Origin of the sequence: Advenella sp. RU8 (assembly GCF_048381675.1) — a bacterium.
Taxonomy (GTDB): domain Bacteria; phylum Pseudomonadota; class Gammaproteobacteria; order Burkholderiales; family Burkholderiaceae_B; genus Advenella.
The window spans coordinates 48,925-68,603 of record NZ_JBLWIS010000011.1 but is presented as its reverse complement, the minus strand read 5'-3'; the positions used below and the strand labels follow the sequence as shown (position 1 = coordinate 68,603).

The following is a 19,679-nucleotide window of genomic DNA, read 5'->3' as shown; positions in this document are numbered from 1 at the left end:
TACATAGATTCAGTAAAATTCTATTCTTCTATATCGACAGGTACCCGTTTTGCCAGTGCACACATGAGCTCATAGGAAATGGTGCCGGCATGACTGGCCACCTCGTCTATGTGCGGGCCATTTTGCCCCCACAAACCCACCCAGTCACCTTCGCGTGCCTCGGGGACGGGATCAAGGTCTACCGTTAGCATATCCATGGACACCCGGCCAATCACACGCGTGCGCACACCATTGATCATGACCGGCGTACCTGTTGGCGCATGCCTTGGGTAGCCATCGGCATACCCGCAGGCCACTACGCCAACACGGGAATTTTTTGTTGCCCTATAGGTGGCGCCATACCCGACCGACTCACCCTTTGCAATGCGCTGCACGGCAAGCAATTTTGCCCTTAAAGACATGGCTGGCAGCAAACCGAACGCAGTCGCCGTTTCGGTGGGGGTATCAAAAGGCGAAGCACCATACAGGCAAATACCCGGCCTCACCCAGTTTTCCCGCTCATTGAAAGCCAGGGACGGATACCGCAGAGTAGCGGCAGAATTACATATGCTAAGCGCACCCGGTAATCCTTCGATAGCCTGACGCATAAGACGCAACGGTTCATCGATGGCACCGGGCTGGCCATCAGCACTTGAAAAGTGCGACATGAAGCCAATATTGCCAACCCTTCCCTGCTTTTGCAAGGCCAGCAAATCCCGAAAGCGTGCAGCACAATCCGCGGGACGGAAGCCCAAACGGTTCATGCCCGTATTGAGCTTGAGAAAAACATCCAGCGGCTTGCCCGCCGGCATTTTCTCAAGCATTCTGATTTGCTCGATATGATGAACACTGGTAGTAATATTATTTGCCCGCAAAAAAGGCAAATCAGCCTGTTCAAAAAAACCTTCAAGCATCAATATTTTTTTTCGCCAGCCCTGCTCGCGGCAACGAACCGCGTCATTCAGATCAATCAGCGCCAGACCGTCTGCCCCGGCAAATCCCCTGATTCCATTTTCAAGCCCGTGTCCATATGCATTTGCCTTGATAACCGCCCAGATAAAGGGTGGCTTGAACGACTTTCCCGTTTTATCCTGACTGCCCGGGCGGGCTAGCTCAAGATGGTTGCGCACCACTTGTAAATTATGCGAAAGTGCCGACAAAGATATTGTTGCACGGATTGGACGAGGCATTTGCGTTACTCCAGTTTAAAAATACAGCAACCAGCCTTAAATTATAATCACTCCTGCCGCTTATAATCACCCCTGTGCAATTAATTTTACGAGTCCCTGCATGTCTGTCGACCATTACGAAAACTTTCCGGTTGCTTCGATACTTATCCCGGCAACGTTAAGACCGGCCATTCATGCGGTTTATGCATTTGCAAGAAGCGCGGATGACATTGCCGATGAAGGAAACTTGCCAACGTCGGTACGCCTGGAAAAACTTCAAGCCTACAGGAATGCATTAGGCAAAATACAACAGGCCTCTACAAACCATGGTGATTTTGGCTCGCCGGCCTTGAACCACGTGTTTACACCCCTGGCAAAAACCATCCAGCAATTCAATTTGCCCATATCCGCCTTTCAGGATTTGCTAACAGCCTTTGAATCTGATGTCCGCTTCACGCCATTTGCAAATCGTGACGCACTGATTGCATACTGCCGGTTTTCAGCCAATCCCGTAGGTCTGTTAATGCTGCATATTTACCAGGCTGTCAGTGAGGAAAACATTGTTTTTTCCAACCACATCTGCACGGCCTTGCAACTGGTCAATTTCTGGCAGGATATTGCCATTGACCTGAACAAAAACCGGATTTACTTACCCCAAGACAGTCTGCAAAAGCGCAACATCGATGTTCAAAGCCAGGCCCGGCAAAAGATAACCCTTGAGTGGATCGGATTAATGCAGGAACAAATCGAATTTACCCGTACAATGATGCTTGCCGGCGCACCGCTGACCAAGAACCTGCGTGGACGCCTGGCTTGGGAAATGCGCATGATCATTCAGGGTGGCTTGCGCACCCTGGAAAAAATCGAAAATGTCCACTATGACGTTTTCAACCAGCGACCCGTATTGAACAAACCTGATTGGGCCATTATTGCATGGCGCGCCTTAACTCACTCATAACACCATGACACCAGACGAATACTGCCAGGATAAAACCAACAAAAGCGGATCCAGTTTTTATTATTCATTCCTGTATCTGCAACCTGAACCCAGACGTGCCATTACCGCCGTTTATGCCTTCTGCCGGGAAGTGGATGATGTTGTCGATGAGTGTTCTGACCCATCATTGGCCCGCGTCAAGCTGGGCTGGTGGCGCAACGAAATTGCCAATCTTTACAAAGGCAAACCGGAACATCCCGTTAGCAAGGCCCTCGCACCGCATATTACTCCCTTCAAGCTGGAGCAAGAATATTTCCAGGCCATTATTGATGGCATGGAAATGGATCTTGACCAAAGCCGCTACCTGGACTGGGCAGGACTGAAAAAATATTGCTGGCATGTAGCCAGTGCGGTTGGCCTGCTGTCGGCCCGGGTCTTTGGTTTTAGCCAGCCCGAAACCCTGCAATATGCTGAAAAGCTGGGCCTAGCCTTGCAAATGACCAATATTATCCGTGATATAGGCGATGATGCCCGTCGAGGACGTATCTATCTGCCGATTGAAGACCTGCAGGCCTTTGACGTCAAGGCGGCCGATATCATGAACAGCAATTACAATGAAAACTTCAAAAAATTGATGGCCTTTGAAACCGATCGTGCCCGTCAGCTTTATAAAGAAGCCTTTGAGCTGTTGCCCGAAGAAGACCGCCGCTCACAACGGCCCGGCATCATGATGGCCGCCATTTACCACGCCCTACTCAAAGAAATAGAGCATGAAGAATGGAACATCCTGGACCAGCGCATCAGCCTGACCCCGATCAGGAAATTTTTTATTGCCTGGAAAGTATGGGTAAGCGGTGGCAAGAAATTTAGCCGTGACATGCGTAATGCCACCTAATGCCCTGAAAAAAAAACGCGTAGCCGTTATTGGTGGTGGATGGGCAGGCTTGGCTGCCGCCCATGCCTTGCATCAAAAAAACATCGAGGTTCATGTATTTGAACAATCGCACACCCTGGGCGGTCGTGCCCGTAAGGTGCATTCCCGTAAACTGGACAGGATCATTGATAACGGGCAGCACCTGCTAATTGGCGCCTATACCCAGACCCTTCAGCTCATGAAGACATTGGGCCTGGATGAAAAAGAGCATTTTCTAAGGCAAGCCCTTGATATTTCAACCTTGAAACAGGATTTCAGGATCCGCATCAAGCCCGCTTTGCCAGCCCCCTTTGATTTTCTTCATGCCTTGCTATGCGCCAAAGGCCTGCGATTGCCAGACAAATTCCGCCTGATCCGTGCACTGGCCACCCTTAAAAAGCAAAAATGGCAAGTCTCCCGGTCACAAACCGTTGCCAACTGGCTCAAACAGCAAAAGCAAACCCCTTTTCTTTGCCAGGTGTTCTGGGAACCACTTTGCCTGGCCACCCTTAATACGGCAACCGGCAAAGCCAGCATGCAACTGTTTGCCAGCGTCTTGCAACACAGTACCGATGCAGGCAAACAGGCATCCGATTTCCTGATACCCCGGGTTGACCTAAGCACCTTATGGGCAGAAAAACTAAGCCATGACATTAAAATTCACTATGGAAAAAGCATACAATCACTGCAAATAACGGCTCGCGGCTACCAAATAGATAATGTTGACGTTGAGGGCGTGATCCTGGCTACGCCAGCCGATCAATGCGCCAAAATCATAAGCTGCCTGCCAGATAGTGAAAAACAGGCTGATTTCATAGATGCCCTGCGGCAATTCGACTTTAATCCAATCATGACGATTACCCTTGAGCTGGAAAAAAACTGGGATTTGACCCTTCCGCTTTATCTGCTGAAAACAGAAGCCCCACGGCAAGACCCTGGACAATGGCTGTTTATGCGTTCGCGATTCATGGCCAACCCAAACAGCGGCCGCCCCGAAATAACAATTGTTATCAGCCAGGCCAGTGACTGGCTGGCAACAGACAAACACGAAATTATCCAGCTCGTCATTGAGCAGCTTGCAAGGCAGGCCCCTGACAACACGCCATTGCCTGCCATTACCGGATGGGAACTGATTACCGAGAAACGGGCAACCTTCAGCGCCGAACCGGGTCTGCACAGATTGCCTAACGAAACTGTCTGGCCAGGCATTTATCTGGCAGGCGACTGGACAGATACCGGCTTCCCCGGCGTGCTTGAGGGCGCCGTCAAAAGCGGGCAAGAAGCTGCCCGGCTTTTGGTAAAACATCTTACTTCATGAAATTGACGATTTTTTCCAGTGAATCGTCAGATGACGGCATTCCGGACTTCAGGATATCAGCCAGGGTATATTTGGCAAAACAGCTAATAAATGCATCCAGTGCTTCATGCATAATGCCAGTCAAGCCGCAGTAAGCGCCAATGCTACAAGTGTTGTCGCTGCTAAAGCATTCCACCAAATGAAAATCGGGTTCGACGGTTTTAACCACTTCTGCCAGGCAAATTTCTTCCGGTTTTTTAGCCAGCTTCATGCCACCACCCTTTCCCCTTATCGTTTCAATCCATTCCAGCTGACCTAACTGATGGGTAATTTTCATCAGGTGCGGCTCTGAAATATGATAGGCATCGGCAATTTCCTTGATGGTACAAAGCCTGTCAGAATGCACGGCCAAATACAAAAGCATCCTGAAAGCGTAGTCTGTTCTGACCGTCAGTCTCATTTCTTCTCCATGGGCTTGATCAGGCCACCTTTATCAAAAGCCTGGTCTGCACGAGGACGGGTCAGCAGGGGAACAAACTGCCAAAGGTAGAAAGCAAATGCCAGGATCCAGGCAAGGCCAGCCAAATGTAACAGGGGCTGGGTATACACTGAAGGATACAGGGCAGCCAGGCGGCTAATTGTGGCGACCAGTACCAATACATAACTGGCAACCATTAAACGGCTTGCTTTCAAGGGATTACCGGTATGGCCTAAAGCCGTGCGGGTAAGCATCCCGATAATCATGATAGAAAAACCACCCATGCCGATTACGTGGATATAAGTGGCTGGTCGAACCATAATGGAAGGACGGACGCCCGCAAAATACAGCGCACCCAAAACCAGGCCCAGGCCCAGAAAGAAATAAGCCAGATACAATACCCAAAGCAGTGGCTCACCCAAGACCTTGGCAGGCTTCCACTGGATAACCTGAACAATCGCAATCACTCCGGCAATACCAATAAACAGCGCCATTATTTTGGGCAGGGATAGCAAACCAAAGAAGATGGCAATCCCACAGGCAATCAGTTGATACAAACCAGAACGGGTATGCATGGGAATCTGCAGTCCCTGGATTTTACGGGTGGCAAAAAATGGCACAACCCGGCGGGCAATTAACAGTGCAATCAGCACCATGAACAGAATGCCGACCTCAAAAAAGGACATTAATGTATCAAACTTGTCCTGATGATAAGTAATCAGGAACACCAGATCCATAATTCCCAAACCCAGCACGGCCCAAGGCAAGACATAATTTCGTTTGCTTTTGGCCTTCAGGATAACCCTGGACAGGCAAATTGCCGACACCAGATAAAACGAAAACTCATACAACATGCCCGTAAAGAACATACTGTCGCCTGGCACAAGAAAAGCAATGCGGGCAATTAGCCAGGTAAGGCTTAAGATGGCCAACGGTATGCCTTTAATCGGATTGGAACCGGTCCAGGTTGCACTGGCCGTTAGCAAAAAGGCAACGGCAATGGTACCCACAAAGGCCCAAAGCATTTCATGGGCATGCCACCAAACCCCATTCAAACTGCCCTGCAAGAATTGCGGTGTAAAAACCCACAGTAAAATGGAGATTAGCGCCCAGGCTGCACCGGCAATATATAACGGCCTGAACCCCAACGACAGAAAGGCAGTCATCCTGGTTTCAGGTTTTTTCTTGCTGCTAGGCGGGGAAATGGAAATAAGCGTACTCATATATTGACCTTTTATTGGCTTTATCATCACTCTATAAGATACACATTATATATATCTTATAAGATAAAATCTATGCCCATCATAGGAAAAACCAATAAATGCTTATTTGAATTGCTGAATCAGCCACATCCCGGCCACCGTCAGTAGCAAAGTGCTTGTCAGGCTGATACCTATATAGGCACCCGCCCACAACCATTGCCCTTTGAGAAAAAACTGCAGGGTTTCTGCCGAAAAAGTGGAAAAGGTAGTTAATCCGCCCAAGAACCCGGTAACCAGAAACAACCTTAGCCATACAGGCGTGTGCTCGTTAATGGAAAAAAAACCAATCAGCATGCCAATTAACAACCCGCCCAGACAATTAGCCAACAAGGTTCCCCAAGGCCAGGACGCCTGATTAAAGGCAATCCCAAGCACCCAGCGCAAAATGGCCCCAAGGGCCGCACCGGTGGCTACCGCAAGAAAATTACCTGGGGTAAAAAGAATCATGGAGGGAGTGTGTCATTAATTAAAAAACGTATACACGCATGCGCAACCCAATATGAACAGGGGCACCGAAGTGCCCCTGAAACATGCCTTACAACTGTACGTGCGCCTGAATATAGGAACGCACTTGTTCAACATTGCAGTCCATGACCGTCACTTTCTGTGGCAAATCTGCCAAACCTTTCAAATGCGCGGGCACCGGTGCCGGCTGGCCAATGGCCTCTTCAATGGTTTCACTAAACTTGGCAGGCAGTGCGGTTTCAAGCACTAGCATCGGAATACCCTCTTCCTGATACTGGCGGGCAACTTTTACCGCATCAGCGGTATGGGGGTCGATAAGTACATTTTCCTGCTCATAAACCGCTTTGATGGTTTGCAAGCGATCGGCGTGCGTACTTTGCCCTCCGACAAAACCGAACTTTTCTTCAAACAATGGCTTAAGCTCGCTAAGGTCGAATGAACCATTGCGCTCAAGGGACTCCCACAAACCCTTGACTTTGCTGGCATCCTGTCCAACCAGATCATAAACAAAGCGCTCAAAATTGGAGGCTTTGGAAATGTCCATGGACGGGCTGGAAGTAGCAAAAGTTTGTTCGGCAGAACGGGGTTTATACACACCGGTACGGAAGAACTCTTCCAATACGTTGTTTTCATTTGTAGCCAAAACCAGACGGCGAATTGGCAAACCCATGCTGCGGGCAATATGTCCAGACAGAATATTGCCGAAGTTACCGGAAGGAACGGCAAAAGAAACTTGCTGGTCTTCAGTGCCGGTAGCGCGCAGCCAAGCCCAAAAATAATAAACCACCTGGGCTGAAATACGTGCCCAGTTAATGGAGTTTACGGCGCCAATATGATATTTTTCCTTGAACTCGAGGTCTGAGGCCAATACCTTGACAATGTCCTGGCAATCATCAAACACGCCATGTACAGACAGGTTGTGAATGTTTTCATCTTGCAAGGAGTACATTTGCGCACGCTGAAAATCGCTCATGCGGCCATAAGGGGACAGCATGAAGACCGATACGCCTTTCTTGCCACGCAAGGCATATTCAGCAGCCGAACCTGTATCGCCCGAAGTGGCCCCCAGGATATTGATGGTGGTATTTTTGCGAGCCAGGACATATTCAAACACCTGCCCCAGAAACTGCATGGCCATATCCTTGAATGCCAGCGTTGGCCCTTCGGAAAGACCAACCAAAGTCAGGCCACTGCCAAGCGGCTTAAGCGGTACAATAGCTTCGCTGTTAAATACCTGCCCGTTATAAGCCGCATGGGTAAGCTTGGACAAGTCCGCTTCGGGAATATCTGTAATAAACAGCTTCAATACCTGGGTAGCCAGGTCTGCATATGAAAGGCTGCGCCAGGAGGCCAGCATTTCACGGCTAACCTGGGGAAGGCTTTCGGGTATGGCAAGACCGCCATCACGGGCCAGGCCCTCTAGCAGGATTTCAGAAAAAGGAAGGGCTGCCATCCCACCACGGGTAGAAACATATCTCATGATAGATTTTCCAAACGGATACGAGTTACAGATGAATGGACAAAGCCAAGGTTTTCAATCTGGCGAATGGCATTAACCACATCCCCTTCGCGCGCTTCATGCGTCAGGATAATGATAGATGCACTATCCGCTCCTTTTTGCTCCTGCACCATGGAGTTGATGGAGATGGACTTGTCTGCCAGGATTCGGGTTAAATCAGCTAGTACACCAGGACGGTCTTCAACCGTAAAGCGCAAATAGTAAGATGTCCTGATTTCGCTAATCGGAAGAATATCAAAATCAGCCAACGCATCAGGCTGGAAAGCTAGATGCGGCACCCGGTTTTCGGGATCGGACGTATGCATGCGGGTTACATCAACCAGATCGGCCACCACCGCAGATGCGGTGGGTTCAGCACCGGCGCCAGCACCGTAGTACAGGGTTTCGCCAATCGCATCACCCTTGACCAGCACCGCGTTCATGGCGCCTTCCACATTAGCAATCAATTTACTGGCAGGCACCAGGGTTGGATGTACCCGCAACTCGATGCCATTGGGACGACGTTTGGCAATACCCAGCAACTTGATACGGTAACCAAGGCGCTCGGCATGCGTAATGTCTTCTTGCTTAAGCGCGGTAATACCTTCGATGTAGGCCTTCTCAAACTGGATGCGAATCCCAAACGCCAAAGAAGCCAGCAAAGTAAGCTTATGCGCTGCATCAACCCCTTCAACATCAAAGGTTGGATCGGCTTCGGCGTAACCCAGGCGCTGTGCTTCTGACAGAACGGTCTCGAAAGGCAGGCCACGCTGGCGCATTTCACTGAGGATAAAGTTGGTGGTGCCATTGATAATGCCAGCCACCCACTGGATACGGTTGGCGGTAAGGCCTTCACGAATGGCCTTGACGATGGGGACCCCACCTGCAACAGCTGCCTCGAAGGCAACCATGACACCCTTCTTGCTGGCTGCGGCAAAAATTTCGTTGCCGTGCTTGGCCAGCAAAGCCTTGTTGGCCGTTACCACATGTTTGCCATTGGCAATGGCCTGCATGACTAGCTCTCGCGCAAGGGTATCACCACCGATCAATTCAACCACAATATCAATGCTGGGATCGGAAACCAGGCCTATGAGATCATCATCAACAGGCAAGGCTTCACCAAACACGGCTTTCGCTTTGGAAGGCGTACGGGTTGCCACGCGCACAACCTCGATGTCGCGACCGGCCCGGCGGGCAATTTCTTCCGCGTTACGGGTTAACACCGAATAAGTGCCACCACCAACAACACCGAACCCAAGCAGCCCTACCCTAATTGGATTTAAATTCATTTGAGATACCCGTCCTTCCTGAACATTTCCTTGATACCACGGATTGCCTGGCGAATGCGCTGCTCATTTTCGATAAGGGCAAAACGAACATAATTATCACCATACTCGCCAAAACCGACGCCAGGAGAAACCGCCACCTTGGCTTCGGCCAGCACTTTTTTGGAAAACTCCAGGGAGCCCATATGTTTGTAGGGTTCCGGGATCGCGGCCCAAATATACATGGATGCTTTGGGGACCTCAACCATCCAGCCCGCCTCATGCAAACCTTTGCATAAAACATCACGACGTTTCTGGTACTGGGCAACCACTTCCTTGACACAGTCCTGCGGACCTTCAAGGGCAGCGATGGCACCAACCTGGATCGGCGTGAAAGTACCATAATCATGGTAGCTTTTCATGCGCGCCAGTGCGTTGACAATTTCTTCATTGCCCACCATGAACCCAATACGCCAGCCAGCCATGTTATAGCTTTTGCTCATGGTAAAGAACTCGACAGCCACATCTTTGGCACCGGGCACTTGCATGATGGACGGCGCTACATAGCCATCGAATGTGATGTCAGCGTAAGCCAGGTCATGCACAACAATAATGTCGTGCTCTTTGGCCAGTTTGACCACACGCTCGAAAAATGGCAGTTCTACACATTGCGCAGTTGGATTGCTGGGAAAGCCCAGGATCATCATTTTTGGCTTTGGAATGGACTCGCGTACCGCCTTTTCGATTTCCTCGAAAAAATCGGTGCCGGGTGTCATGGGCACGGAACGGATATTGGCACCGGCAATGACCGCACCATAAATATGGATGGGGTAGCTGGGATTAGGTACCAGGACAGTATCACCACGATCAAGGGTGGCCAGCATTAAATGCGCCAGACCTTCTTTTGAGCCAATAGTTACGATGGCTTCCTTGTCGGGGTCAAAAGAAATTTGATAACGATGCAGGTACCAGTCGGTGATGGCCTTGCGCAAACGCGGAATACCCTTGGAAACAGAATAACCATGCGTATTAGGCCGCTCGGCCGCTTCTACCATTTTCTTGACAATATGTTCCGGAGTGGGGCCGTCCGGGTTGCCCATGGACATATCAATAATATCTTCGCCACGCCGGCGCGCCGCCATCTTCAGCTCTCCGGTAATATTGAAAATATACGGAGGAAGTCGCTCTATACGTGGAAAATGCCTCATGGCCAACACCTTTTAAACAGAAATAAATAAAACGCAATAAAACCTATTAATCTAGCGCATATAAACAGCATGATCAAATAGTTTTACCAGGTTTGGTAAAAATTTGTATAAAAACATCTTTTTTCTATTTTAATGCAGGATTGGGATCGATAATTACATAATCGGCATTCAATTGACAGGATGACCCGCAAAGTCATCACAAACATGAAATATAGATAGAATATGATTAATACGCATAAGGAGAAAAAGTGCTATTACAGAAAGAAGAACGCTCTGCGTTAAATACCGTTACCCGATATGGTGACAATCATATTGATGTTAACGATGTACGCTACGAAAATGCCATCTGCTTCAAGCCGGAAGGCCCGATTACTGCCTGGCCGGTCAAAAAAGTGACGGATATAACTACCCAATTGCTGGAACTGGCCGCCGGCGTTACTGCCAAGCCGGCCAATGCCCTTGATTTTCTTGACGGCACCACCGCCTCATCCTACGACAACGCACCTGATATCCTGCTTGTTGGAACCGGAGCAAAACAGGTATTTATTCCCCCACAAATCCTGGCACCGCTGTTAAGCGCCAGGATTGGCATCGAATGCATGGACTCACAGGCCGCTGCCCGCACTTATAATGTGTTAATGTCTGAAGGGCGCAATGTTGCCGTTGCACTGATGTTAAATGAAGAATGAAGAAAAAGGAAATGATTGAATGAGTGATCTACCCGTAGTTGGAGAGAAAACACCCGCCTTCGAGGCAGAAAGCCATCAGGGCCCCATCAACCTGGATACCCTTAAGGGTAAAAATGTTGTCCTGTACTTTTATCCCAAAGACAACACCCCCGGGTGCACGGTAGAAGCACAGGATTTTCGTGACCGTTATGCACAATTCAAGGCCCTGAATACGGAAATCATCGGGGTATCACGTGACTCCCTGAAAACACATGCCAATTTCAGCAATAAACATGAATTACCTTTCCCCCTGATTGCCGATCCCGAAGAAAAGCTCTGCACACAGTTTGGCGTCATGAAACTGAAGAACATGTATGGCAAACAGGTCAGGGGCATTGAACGCAGCACATTCCTGCTTGATAGCCAGGGAGTTCTGGTACAGGAGTGGCGTGGCCTGAAAGTCCCAGGTCATGCAGACAAAGTTTTTGAGGCCGTCAAGGAAATTGCAGCAAACTAATCCAACCCATTAACTGCATGCCAATGCATGCAGGCAAACCCGGAACAAGAGTATAACGAATGCCACTACCCAAGTTGCCAACGAAACCCGCCGATACCATTGATATTGGCACAATAGCCACGCCAAAAATAAAAACAGCCGCCCCGGCAGCACGTTCGCACCCCAAAGCAAACGCCGTCAAGGCTACTGCCGTGGCAGCCCCTGCTCAACCGGACAAAGCCACAAGCAGCGCTTCCGCCAAAACAGCCCGCAAAACCGCAGCCCAAAAAACGGAAGCAAAAGTCCCTGCACAAACAGTTGCCAAAACCACCACAAAAACCGCAACGACAAAAACTGCTGCAGTGAAAACCGCTGCAGTAAAAACCGCTGCAACCAAAAAAACGACCAACCAAACAAAAACCACCACCGCTACCGAAACCCGGAAACTGTTTGTGCTTGATACCAACGTGCTGCTGCACGACCCCTCTTCACTCTTCCGTTTTCAGGAGCATGATATTTTCCTGCCCATGATGACACTGGAAGAGCTCGACCACCACAAAAAAGGCATGACCGAAGTTGCCCGTAACGCACGGCAGGTCAGCCGCTCGCTGGACGCCCTTGCCGCAGAAACCTCTGATATCCTGCATGGCATGCAACTGAACGCACTGGGCAATAAAGATGCAACTGGCCTGCTGCTGTTCCAGACTTCAAACATGGAAAGCGACCTGGGCATCAGCCTGCCTGCTGGCAAGGCCGACAATATGATCCTAAGTGTTGTCCGGTCCCTGCAGAAACAATATGCTGACCGCCAGGTCATCCTGGTTTCCAAAGACATCAATATGCGCCTGAAGGCACGTGCCCTGGGCATGGAAGCCGAAGACTACCTGAACGACCACTCACTTGAAGACTCAGACCTGCTCTATGACGGCATCATGCAACTGCCATCCAATTTCTGGGCCCGTCACGGTAAAGACGTGGAGTCCTGGATGCAAGGAGGCACTACCTACTACAAAATAAAAGGTCCCCTCTGCCCCGAATTCATCATTAATGAATTTGTTTATCTTGAAGGCGACACCCCCTTATATGCGCAAGTCAAGGAAGTGAGCGGAAAAACCGCCGTACTGGCCACCTTGCGTGACTACACCCATAAAAAGAACAATGTCTGGGGCGTCACGGCACGTAACCGTGAACAGAATTTCGCACTCAACCTGCTCATGAACCCTGATTGTGATTTTGTCTCTCTTCTGGGCCAGGCCGGTACCGGCAAAACACTTCTGGCCCTGGCCTCAGGACTAACCCAGGTACTGGAAACCAAGCGTTATACTGAAATCATCATGACCCGGGTCACTGTTCCAGTCGGTGAAGATATCGGCTTTTTACCCGGTACTGAAGAAGAAAAAATGCAACCCTGGATGGGCGCACTGGAAGACAATCTGGAATTCCTGAATTCAGGTATTCATGCGGAAGCAGGAGACTGGGATCGCAGCGCTAGCAAGGAGTTCATTAAATCGCACATCAAGGTCAAATCGCTGAACTTCATGCGCGGCCGCACCTTCCTGAATAAATTCGTCATTATTGATGAAGCGCAAAATCTGACGCCCAAGCAAATGAAAACCCTCATCACCCGTGCCGGCCCTGGCACCAAAATTGTTTGCATGGGTAATATTGCACAAATCGATACTCCCTATCTAACCGAGGGGAGTTCTGGGCTGACTTATGTGGTCGATCGCTTCAAGGGGTGGACGCACTCGGGGCATATTACCCTGCAAAAAGGTGAACGTTCACGCCTGGCCGATTATGCCAGTGATGCTTTATAGGAAATGATGCATATTTAAACCTGCAATATGCCGGGCTGTGCCGTTTTAATAACCTAACAGCCCGACAACTTGCTTTAACTTGCATGATCATTGTTATCAGCACCCTGCCCCGGCTTTCCGGTAGCAGGGTGTTTTTCATTTGAAGCCTTATGCAAGCCTGAGATCTACGATACAGATTAGTCTGAAATAAAACTGTCGCCAGAACCCATATAGTTCAGGAACTTGGTGCTTTCACCCGCAAAGGTCATTTTCACGGTACCGATCGGGCCGTTACGCTGTTTGCCAATAATAATTTCAGCCGTACCCTTATCCTGGGTTTCCGGATGATAGACCTCGTCACGGTAAATAAACAGGATCAAGTCGGCATCCTGTTCAATCGCACCCGATTCACGCAAGTCACTCATGATGGGCCGTTTGTTGGTGCGCTGTTCAAGACTGCGGTTTAGCTGAGACAAAGCAATCACCGGACAATTCAACTCACGCGCCAATCCCTTCAAAGAACGGCTGATTTCAGAAATCTCGGCGGTACGGTTTTCATTTTTACCACCACTGCCGCTACCTGACATTAACTGCAGGTAGTCGATAATAATCACGCCAAGTTGACCACATTTACGGGTAAGTCGCCGCGCACGGGCACGAAGATCGATCGGGTTGAGGCCAGGTGTTTCATCAATGAAAATCTGCGCATTTTGCATCAGCTGCATGGCATGGGTAATTTTTGGCCAGTCATCGTCCAGCAGGCGTCCGGTACGCATGCGTTGCTGGTCCAGTCGCCCGACCGAACCCAACATACGGGCAGCCAGCTGAACCGCCCCCATTTCCATGGAAAACACGGCAACCGGCAAACCTTGGTCGATGGCCACATGCTCGCCGATATTCATGGAGAACGAGGTTTTACCCATGGAAGGCCGGCCAGCCACAATAATAAGATCGCCCGGATGCATGCCCGATGTTTTCCGGTCAAGATCGACAAAACCGGTTGGCACCCCCGTCACATCAGAGACATTGTCGCGGTGCGCCAGCTCGTCTATCCGATCTACGACATCAATCAGCAGCTTGCTCATTTCATGGAAATCATTCTCGCTGCGGGTCCCTTCCTGGGCAATTTTGAAGATCCTGGCCTCTGCCTCATCAAGCAACTGGCGCGCTTCCTTGCCTTTCGGATTGAGAGCCTCAGAGGCGATTTCATCGGCAATGCTAACCAGTTTACGCAACATGGCCCGTTCACGGACAATTTCCGCATAACGTCGAATATTGGCCGCAGAAGGCGTATTTTGTGCCAAGGCATTAAGATAAGCAAGGCCGCCAATTTCTTCCGCCTTGCCTTCCGTTTCAAGTGACTCGTAAATGGTCACTACGTCCGCTGGCCTGTCCAGGTTAATGATTTTACAGACATGACGCCAAATGACACGATGATCATGACGATAAAAATCATCTTCACTCAAAATATCCGAGATATGCTCAAGTGCCGTATTGTCCAGTAACAAACCACCCAGGACCGACTGTTCCGCCTCGATGGAATGGGGGGGCAAGCGAAGTGATTCAATTTGAGGGTCGACTACATTCATGCTGATTTAAATATGGGACGTATTCAATGAGGCGCGCAACAATTGCGCGAGAAGAAATGGAAATTGCAAAAAGCCAAGGATAATTTTATCCGCTGCAACACGTAAGTATATACGTAAAAAAGCCGGCTATTGCCGGCTTTTACAAGTTTGACAGTTTTAAAAATCTGTCTGTTAAGCCATATCGCCTTGAACAACAACGGTGATGTCGGCATTAACGTCTGCATGCAGGTGAACCTGAACAGCGAACTCACCAACGGCTTTCAGGGCACCGTCCAGCAAGCGAACTTGTTGTTTCTCTACATTTTCAAAGCCAGCAGCAACCAGGGCAGCGGCAATGTCCATGTTGGTAACAGAACCAAACAGACGACCGTCAACACCAGCTTTCTGGCTGATTGTCAATACGTAACCGTTCAGTCTTTCACCAACAGCCTGTGCGGCAGCCAGTTTTTCAGCTTGTGCTTTTTCCAGTTCTGCACGACGTGCTTCGAACTCTTGCAAAGCGGCTTCAGTAGCGCGGCGGGCTTTTTTCTGAGGGATCAGGAAATTGCGTGCGTAACCATCACGTACACGAACAACCTCACCCAGGTTACCCAAATTGCCGATTTTTTCTAGCAAAATAACTTGCATGATTAATAATCCTTAATTATTTGTGGTTGTCAGTGTATGGAAGCAAAGCCAGAAAACGGGCACGCTTGATTGCTGAATCAAGCTGACGCTGGTAGTTTGCTTTTGTACCTGTTAAACGGGCAGGAATGATTTTGCCTGTTTCAGTGATGAAATCACGTAAAGTATCGACATCTTTGTAATCGACTTCTTCAACGCCTGCTGCTGTGAAGCGGCAGAATTTGCGACGTTTGAACAATGGATTTTGCTGCGTAAATTTGCTGCGTTTGTCCTTGCCTTTTTTCATGAAAGCCATGATTTTTGCCTTTATTCGTGTGTGAGGCCTGCGCCTCTAATTCATAAAAGAGCTTTATGCCCTGAACTTTAAGTTTGTCAGACAGTTGTATGAACCGCTACAACACCTTTTGACGGAAACTGGACGTTCTGTATATGCAGGATGACACGTCCTGAATTTTTACGGGCCTGGGCCAAAAAACCTTTGACACGTATTTCACTTCCCATCGCAACACCTGATAGAACCGTAGCGGTTTCACCAAGTACCCTGGCATGAATGATTAACTCAATCATGCGTGGATGCGAAGCTTCCATGATTTCCGATTGATGCTGAAGTACAAGATCCAGTACCGGTAGGCCTGCCGGGGTATGCCGCAAAGGCTTGACTTCCAGCACCCTGGCCTGCAATTGAATCTGGTTCACAAGCAATAACCAGCTGATTACTCTTCGCTATCTTGCTCTGCTGATGACTCGGCAGTTGCTTTACGCGCTTCTTCACGCTCTACAGATTTCATCATGATAGAGGCTTCTGTATGAGCTTTGCTGGTTTTGATAACCAGATTACGCAAAACAGCATCGTTATAGCGGAAAGAGTGTTCCAGCTCGTCAAGCGTTTCCTGGTTGCACTCGATGTTCATGCACACATAATGGGCTTTAACCAGTTTCTGGATTGGGTATGCCAATTGACGACGACCCCAGTCCTCAAGACGGTGGACAACACCATTGTTGCCTGTTACCAAAGCTTGATAACGTTCGATCATTGCAGGGACCTGTTCGCTTTGGTCCGGATGCACGATAAACACTACTTCGTAGTGACGCATAATAACTCCTTAAGGATATCTTGCCATTTTTACAATGGCAACTGACAGCCCGCTCATGTCTTGATGCCGTAACCTATTACCCGGATAAACCAGGCTTTAAGCCCGCAACAAACATAAGTCGAGCAAGAAACCGTCAAATATAACACAATTCTCTAACGTAAACAAAAAAACCGTTAAGAATTCTGTTTGTTTTTAAATACTTGCCGGGACACTTTGTGATTTGTCGCAGACACGCGACAAATCACAAGCATTAACCTTCTATCACCGCATATGCCGAATGATTATGAATCGATTCGAAATTTTCGGCTTCGATCTTATATCGCCTGAGTTGGGGCATTTTCCGGATATTGGCTGCCACATCCCGGATCAGGTCTTCGACAAATTTGGGGTTATCGTAAGAGCGCTCGGTTACATACTTCTCGTCCGGGCGTTTTAACAAGCCCCACAGTTCGCAAGATGCCTGCTGCTCAACCGTCTTGATCACCGATTCCATGGTGTAGTTGCCATCAGAGACCAACTGCACGGTAATATGGGAACGTTGGTTGTGTGCGCCATAAGCGGAAATTGCTTTTGAGCATGGGCACAAGCTCATTACCGGCACAACCACATTGAGTTCAAACTCAACTTCCTCACCCCGGGCAACCGCAAACCACGTAACCTGATAGTCCATCAGGCTTTCGACACCCGAGACCGGTGCGCTCTTATTAATAAAATACGGAAAAGAAACCGTGAGGTCACCTTTTTCAGCATGCAGCAAGGGCAGCATTTCACGGGCCATTTCTTTGAAAAGTGCAATAGTCATGGCTTGTGAGCGATATCGCTCAAGCAGAGCCACAAAGCGGGACATATGGGTCCCTTTTTCATGCTCGGGCAAAAATACAGTTAGCGTCCACTCTGCGATAGTGGGCTGCACTGAACCATCGGCAGCCTGCACAAGCATGGGATGTTTTACACGTCTGATTCCTACGCGTTCAATTGGTATATGACGCAAGTCCTGAGAACTTTGCACGTCGGGCATTAACTCGTCCGAGCCAATTATGGAATTCATATATTAAAAACCTAAGTAATATTCAAAACGGATTTAAAACGTGCGCGGACAGCCGCCTCGATTCCTTCCGAATCCAGACCCACGCCCTTCAAGAGTGCGGCCTGATCGCCATGATCGATAAAACGATCAGGCAAGCCAAGCTGCAAAATGGGCTTACTGAACCCGAACGCGCTCATGAGTTCAGCAACGGCGCTACCTGCGCCCCCCATTACACTACCTTCTTCCAGCGTCACAAAAACCTCATGTGTCACTGCAAGCTGTTTAACCAATTCTTCATCGATTGGTTTCACAAAACGCATGTCAACCAGCGTTGCATTGAATTTTTCCGCCACCGGCATGGCTGCATGCAGCAAAGGACCGAAAGCCAGGATAGCCATGCCCGTACCTGTGCGACGCACCACTGCCTTGCCTAACGTTACCGGATCAAGGGTATCGCTGACGTTCGCCCCCACACCCGATCCTCTGGGATAACGCACGGACGCAGGGCCTTTATGATGGTAACAAGTGCTCAGCAACAAGCGGGTCTCATTTTCATCCGAAGGAACTGCCACCACCATATTGGGGATGCAACGTAAAAAAGCAATATCATAGTTACCGGCGTGAGTGGCGCCATCGGCCCCCACCAGGCCTGCCCTGTCAAGGGCAAAAGTCACGTCAAGGTTCTGCAGGGCAACATCATGAATCAGCTGATCATACCCCCTTTGCAGAAAGGTTGAGTAAATAGCCAGGACAGGTTTAAGGCCTTCACAAGCAATACCGGCGGCAAAAGTCACCGAATGCTGTTCGGCAATACCCACATCAAAATATCGCGCAGGGAATCGTTTTTCAAATTCCACCATGCCACTACCCTCTCGCATGGCGGGGGTAATACCAATCAGTTTTTCGTCTTGTGCAGCCATATCACACAACCAGTGCCCGAAAACCTGGGTAAAAGTTTGTTTTCCAGGCTTGGCCGGTTTCTGGATACCTACTTCAGGGTCAAATTTGCCAGGTCCGTGATACAGGATAGGATCCGCCTCGGCCAGTTTGTATCCCTGCCCTTTCTTGGTAATGACGTGCAGGAATTGCAGACCTCCCATTTGACGCAGGTTTTGCAAGGTAGGCACCAATGCATCCAGGTCATGGCCATCGATGGGCCCAACATAATTAAAGCCGAACTCCTCAAACCAGGTAGCAGAACCCAAAATGCCTTTGGCATGGCCTTTAACCTTGCGGGCCATTTCCATGACCGGCGAGGGAAACTGCCCCAGCACCGCCTTGCCCACACTGCGCGCCTCCTGATAGAGGGTGCCTGACAGCAGACGGGCCAGATACTTGTTAAGCGCCCCGACCGGTGGGGAAATGGACATGTCGTTGTCGTTCAGGATAACCAGCAGATTAATGCCCGGGGTGACGCCCGCATTATTTAACGCTTCGTATGCCATGCCAGCCGTCATCGAGCCATCACCAATGACCGCAATGTGCTGACGTTCTATTTGCAGATTACGCGAAGCCACTGCCATACCCAAAGCTGCCGAAATGGACGTGGAAGAATGGGCAGTGCCAAAAGCATCGTATTCTGATTCACTACGCTTGGGAAAACCTGAAATTCCGCCAGCCTGACGCAAATGCGCCATGCCTTCGCGCCGGCCAGTAAGAATTTTATGTGGATAAGATTGATGCCCCACATCCCAGATAATCCGGTCATGCGGGGTATTGAACACATAATGAAGCGCAAGCGTAAGCTCTACCGTTCCAAGATTGGACGAAAGGTGCCCGCCGGTTTTGGATACCGAACGAATAATAAAAGACCGAAGTTCCTTGGCTGCCTGCTCCAACTCTGAACGGCTTAATTTTCTGACATCATCGGGAGAGTTGAGCTTTTCTAGAAAATTTGACATTAATACGCTTCAC

The 19,679-nt window shown here is 49.4% G+C and carries 20 protein-coding genes; 6 read left to right on the top strand and 14 right to left on the bottom strand.

All coding sequences use genetic code 11. The features are described 5' to 3' along the window. Positions 1–20 precede the first annotated feature (20 nt). Complete coding sequence (gene alr, locus ACM5Q9_RS12595) at positions 21–1,169, bottom strand: alanine racemase (protein WP_418145092.1); 1,149 nt, start codon at positions 1,167–1,169, stop codon at positions 21–23. A 100-nt stretch (positions 1,170–1,269) separates the two neighbouring features. Between alr and hpnC the strand changes: the two genes are divergently transcribed. The 3 genes from hpnC to hpnE are packed head-to-tail and all read left to right on the top strand — an operon-like array spanning position 1,270 to position 4,316. Further along, a complete protein-coding gene (hpnC, locus tag ACM5Q9_RS12590) occupies positions 1,270–2,106 on the top strand; it encodes a squalene synthase HpnC (protein WP_418145091.1) in 837 nt (278 codons plus the stop codon). 4 nt (positions 2,107–2,110) lie between these two features. Further along, positions 2,111–2,980, top strand: a complete 870-nt coding sequence (gene hpnD, locus ACM5Q9_RS12585; RefSeq protein ID WP_418145090.1) for a presqualene diphosphate synthase HpnD — start codon at positions 2,111–2,113, stop codon at positions 2,978–2,980. Continuing rightward, a complete protein-coding gene (hpnE, locus tag ACM5Q9_RS12580) occupies positions 2,970–4,316 on the top strand; it encodes a hydroxysqualene dehydroxylase HpnE (RefSeq protein WP_418145089.1) in 1,347 nt (448 codons plus the stop codon). The genes hpnD and hpnE overlap by 11 nt, the downstream gene beginning before the upstream one ends. Here the strand turns inward: hpnE and ACM5Q9_RS12575 are convergent. The 6 genes from ACM5Q9_RS12575 to alaC form a co-directional block, all read right to left on the bottom strand. After that, entirely contained in the window at positions 4,306–4,755 is a 450-nt protein-coding gene (locus ACM5Q9_RS12575) for an RrF2 family transcriptional regulator (RefSeq protein ID WP_418145088.1), read from the bottom strand. The genes hpnE and ACM5Q9_RS12575 overlap by 11 nt on opposite strands. Then, positions 4,752–5,996 carry an NnrS family protein gene (locus tag ACM5Q9_RS12570; protein WP_418145087.1) on the bottom strand — a complete coding sequence of 415 codons (1,245 nt, stop codon included), beginning with the start codon at positions 5,994–5,996 and terminating at the stop codon, positions 4,752–4,754. Before ACM5Q9_RS12570 ends, ACM5Q9_RS12575 begins: the two co-directional genes overlap by 4 nt. Before the next feature lie 102 nt (positions 5,997–6,098). Continuing rightward, the gene (gene crcB / locus ACM5Q9_RS12565; protein WP_418145086.1) at positions 6,099–6,482 is read right to left on the bottom strand and encodes a fluoride efflux transporter CrcB; all 384 of its coding nucleotides are present in this window, start codon (positions 6,480–6,482) and stop codon (positions 6,099–6,101) included. Positions 6,483–6,570: 88 nt separating this feature from the next. Then, the gene (gene thrC, locus ACM5Q9_RS12560; protein ID WP_418145085.1) at positions 6,571–7,980 is read right to left on the bottom strand and encodes a threonine synthase; all 1,410 of its coding nucleotides are present in this window, start codon (positions 7,978–7,980) and stop codon (positions 6,571–6,573) included. Beyond that, positions 7,977–9,287: a homoserine dehydrogenase gene (locus ACM5Q9_RS12555; RefSeq protein WP_418145084.1), complete on the bottom strand. Its 1,311-nt coding sequence runs from the start codon at positions 9,285–9,287 to the stop codon at positions 7,977–7,979. The genes thrC and ACM5Q9_RS12555 overlap by 4 nt, the downstream gene beginning before the upstream one ends. Further along, entirely contained in the window at positions 9,284–10,471 is a 1,188-nt protein-coding gene (gene alaC / locus ACM5Q9_RS12550) for an alanine transaminase (RefSeq protein ID WP_418145083.1), read from the bottom strand. Before alaC ends, ACM5Q9_RS12555 begins: the two co-directional genes overlap by 4 nt. Before the next feature lie 248 nt (positions 10,472–10,719). On the opposite strand from alaC, the gene ACM5Q9_RS12545 reads away from it, so the two are divergent. The 3 genes from ACM5Q9_RS12545 to ACM5Q9_RS12535 are packed head-to-tail and all read left to right on the top strand — an operon-like array spanning position 10,720 to position 13,452. Then, on the top strand, positions 10,720–11,160 hold the full coding sequence (locus ACM5Q9_RS12545) for an Mth938-like domain-containing protein (protein ID WP_418145082.1): 441 nt from the start codon (positions 10,720–10,722) through the stop codon (positions 11,158–11,160). Positions 11,161–11,179: 19 nt separating this feature from the next. Beyond that, positions 11,180–11,656, top strand: a complete 477-nt coding sequence (locus ACM5Q9_RS12540) for a peroxiredoxin (RefSeq protein ID WP_418145081.1) — start codon at positions 11,180–11,182, stop codon at positions 11,654–11,656. A gap of 59 nt (positions 11,657–11,715) precedes the next feature. Continuing rightward, positions 11,716–13,452 carry a PhoH family protein gene (locus ACM5Q9_RS12535; protein ID WP_418145080.1) on the top strand — a complete coding sequence of 579 codons (1,737 nt, stop codon included), beginning with the start codon at positions 11,716–11,718 and terminating at the stop codon, positions 13,450–13,452. 176 nt (positions 13,453–13,628) lie between these two features. Here ACM5Q9_RS12535 and ACM5Q9_RS12530 read toward each other — a convergent pair whose 3' ends face one another. From ACM5Q9_RS12530 to dxs, 7 genes are all read right to left on the bottom strand, one after another. After that, positions 13,629–15,020, bottom strand: coding sequence for a replicative DNA helicase (locus ACM5Q9_RS12530; RefSeq protein ID WP_418145079.1), 1,392 nt, complete (start codon positions 15,018–15,020; stop codon positions 13,629–13,631). Positions 15,021–15,191: 171 nt separating this feature from the next. After that, positions 15,192–15,647: a 50S ribosomal protein L9 gene (gene rplI, locus ACM5Q9_RS12525; protein WP_418145078.1), complete on the bottom strand. Its 456-nt coding sequence runs from the start codon at positions 15,645–15,647 to the stop codon at positions 15,192–15,194. 16 nt (positions 15,648–15,663) lie between these two features. Further along, positions 15,664–15,939, bottom strand: coding sequence for a 30S ribosomal protein S18 (gene rpsR, locus ACM5Q9_RS12520; RefSeq protein ID WP_189384042.1), 276 nt, complete (start codon positions 15,937–15,939; stop codon positions 15,664–15,666). Between the two features lie 77 nt (positions 15,940–16,016). Beyond that, the gene (priB, locus tag ACM5Q9_RS12515) at positions 16,017–16,340 is read right to left on the bottom strand and encodes a primosomal replication protein N (protein WP_418145077.1); all 324 of its coding nucleotides are present in this window, start codon (positions 16,338–16,340) and stop codon (positions 16,017–16,019) included. A 17-nt stretch (positions 16,341–16,357) separates the two neighbouring features. Continuing rightward, positions 16,358–16,738: a 30S ribosomal protein S6 gene (gene rpsF / locus ACM5Q9_RS12510; protein ID WP_418145076.1), complete on the bottom strand. Its 381-nt coding sequence runs from the start codon at positions 16,736–16,738 to the stop codon at positions 16,358–16,360. Positions 16,739–16,988: 250 nt separating this feature from the next. After that, on the bottom strand, positions 16,989–17,786 hold the full coding sequence (gene folE2 / locus ACM5Q9_RS12505) for a GTP cyclohydrolase FolE2 (RefSeq protein ID WP_418145075.1): 798 nt from the start codon (positions 17,784–17,786) through the stop codon (positions 16,989–16,991). Between the two features lie 11 nt (positions 17,787–17,797). Next, complete coding sequence (dxs, locus tag ACM5Q9_RS12500) at positions 17,798–19,666, bottom strand: 1-deoxy-D-xylulose-5-phosphate synthase (RefSeq protein ID WP_418145074.1); 1,869 nt, start codon at positions 19,664–19,666, stop codon at positions 17,798–17,800. Between the last annotated feature and the right edge of the window lie 13 nt (positions 19,667–19,679).

What these genes read in the sequence shown, in the direction of transcription:
- ACM5Q9_RS12570 (WP_418145087.1), bottom strand. Translation starts at nt 5,996, where the DNA reads ATGAGTACGCTTATTTCCATTTCCCCGCCTAGCAGCAAGAAAAAACCT.
- alr (WP_418145092.1), bottom strand. Translation starts at nt 1,169, where the DNA reads ATGCCTCGTCCAATCCGTGCAACAATATCTTTGTCGGCACTTTCGCAT.
- hpnD (WP_418145090.1), top strand. Translation starts at nt 2,111, where the DNA reads ATGACACCAGACGAATACTGCCAGGATAAAACCAACAAAAGCGGATCC.
- hpnE (WP_418145089.1), top strand. Translation starts at nt 2,970, where the DNA reads ATGCCACCTAATGCCCTGAAAAAAAAACGCGTAGCCGTTATTGGTGGT.
- ACM5Q9_RS12535 (WP_418145080.1), top strand. Translation starts at nt 11,716, where the DNA reads ATGCCACTACCCAAGTTGCCAACGAAACCCGCCGATACCATTGATATT.
- ACM5Q9_RS12575 (WP_418145088.1), bottom strand. Translation starts at nt 4,755, where the DNA reads ATGAGACTGACGGTCAGAACAGACTACGCTTTCAGGATGCTTTTGTAT.
- thrC (WP_418145085.1), bottom strand. Translation starts at nt 7,980, where the DNA reads ATGAGATATGTTTCTACCCGTGGTGGGATGGCAGCCCTTCCTTTTTCT.
- alaC (WP_418145083.1), bottom strand. Translation starts at nt 10,471, where the DNA reads ATGAGGCATTTTCCACGTATAGAGCGACTTCCTCCGTATATTTTCAAT.
- rpsR (WP_189384042.1), bottom strand. Translation starts at nt 15,939, where the DNA reads ATGGCTTTCATGAAAAAAGGCAAGGACAAACGCAGCAAATTTACGCAG.
- crcB (WP_418145086.1), bottom strand. Translation starts at nt 6,482, where the DNA reads ATGATTCTTTTTACCCCAGGTAATTTTCTTGCGGTAGCCACCGGTGCG.
- ACM5Q9_RS12555 (WP_418145084.1), bottom strand. Translation starts at nt 9,287, where the DNA reads ATGAATTTAAATCCAATTAGGGTAGGGCTGCTTGGGTTCGGTGTTGTT.
- folE2 (WP_418145075.1), bottom strand. Translation starts at nt 17,786, where the DNA reads ATGAATTCCATAATTGGCTCGGACGAGTTAATGCCCGACGTGCAAAGT.
- ACM5Q9_RS12530 (WP_418145079.1), bottom strand. Translation starts at nt 15,020, where the DNA reads ATGAATGTAGTCGACCCTCAAATTGAATCACTTCGCTTGCCCCCCCAT.
- ACM5Q9_RS12540 (WP_418145081.1), top strand. Translation starts at nt 11,180, where the DNA reads ATGAGTGATCTACCCGTAGTTGGAGAGAAAACACCCGCCTTCGAGGCA.
- rpsF (WP_418145076.1), bottom strand. Translation starts at nt 16,738, where the DNA reads ATGCGTCACTACGAAGTAGTGTTTATCGTGCATCCGGACCAAAGCGAA.
- rplI (WP_418145078.1), bottom strand. Translation starts at nt 15,647, where the DNA reads ATGCAAGTTATTTTGCTAGAAAAAATCGGCAATTTGGGTAACCTGGGT.
- hpnC (WP_418145091.1), top strand. Translation starts at nt 1,270, where the DNA reads ATGTCTGTCGACCATTACGAAAACTTTCCGGTTGCTTCGATACTTATC.
- dxs (WP_418145074.1), bottom strand. Translation starts at nt 19,666, where the DNA reads ATGTCAAATTTTCTAGAAAAGCTCAACTCTCCCGATGATGTCAGAAAA.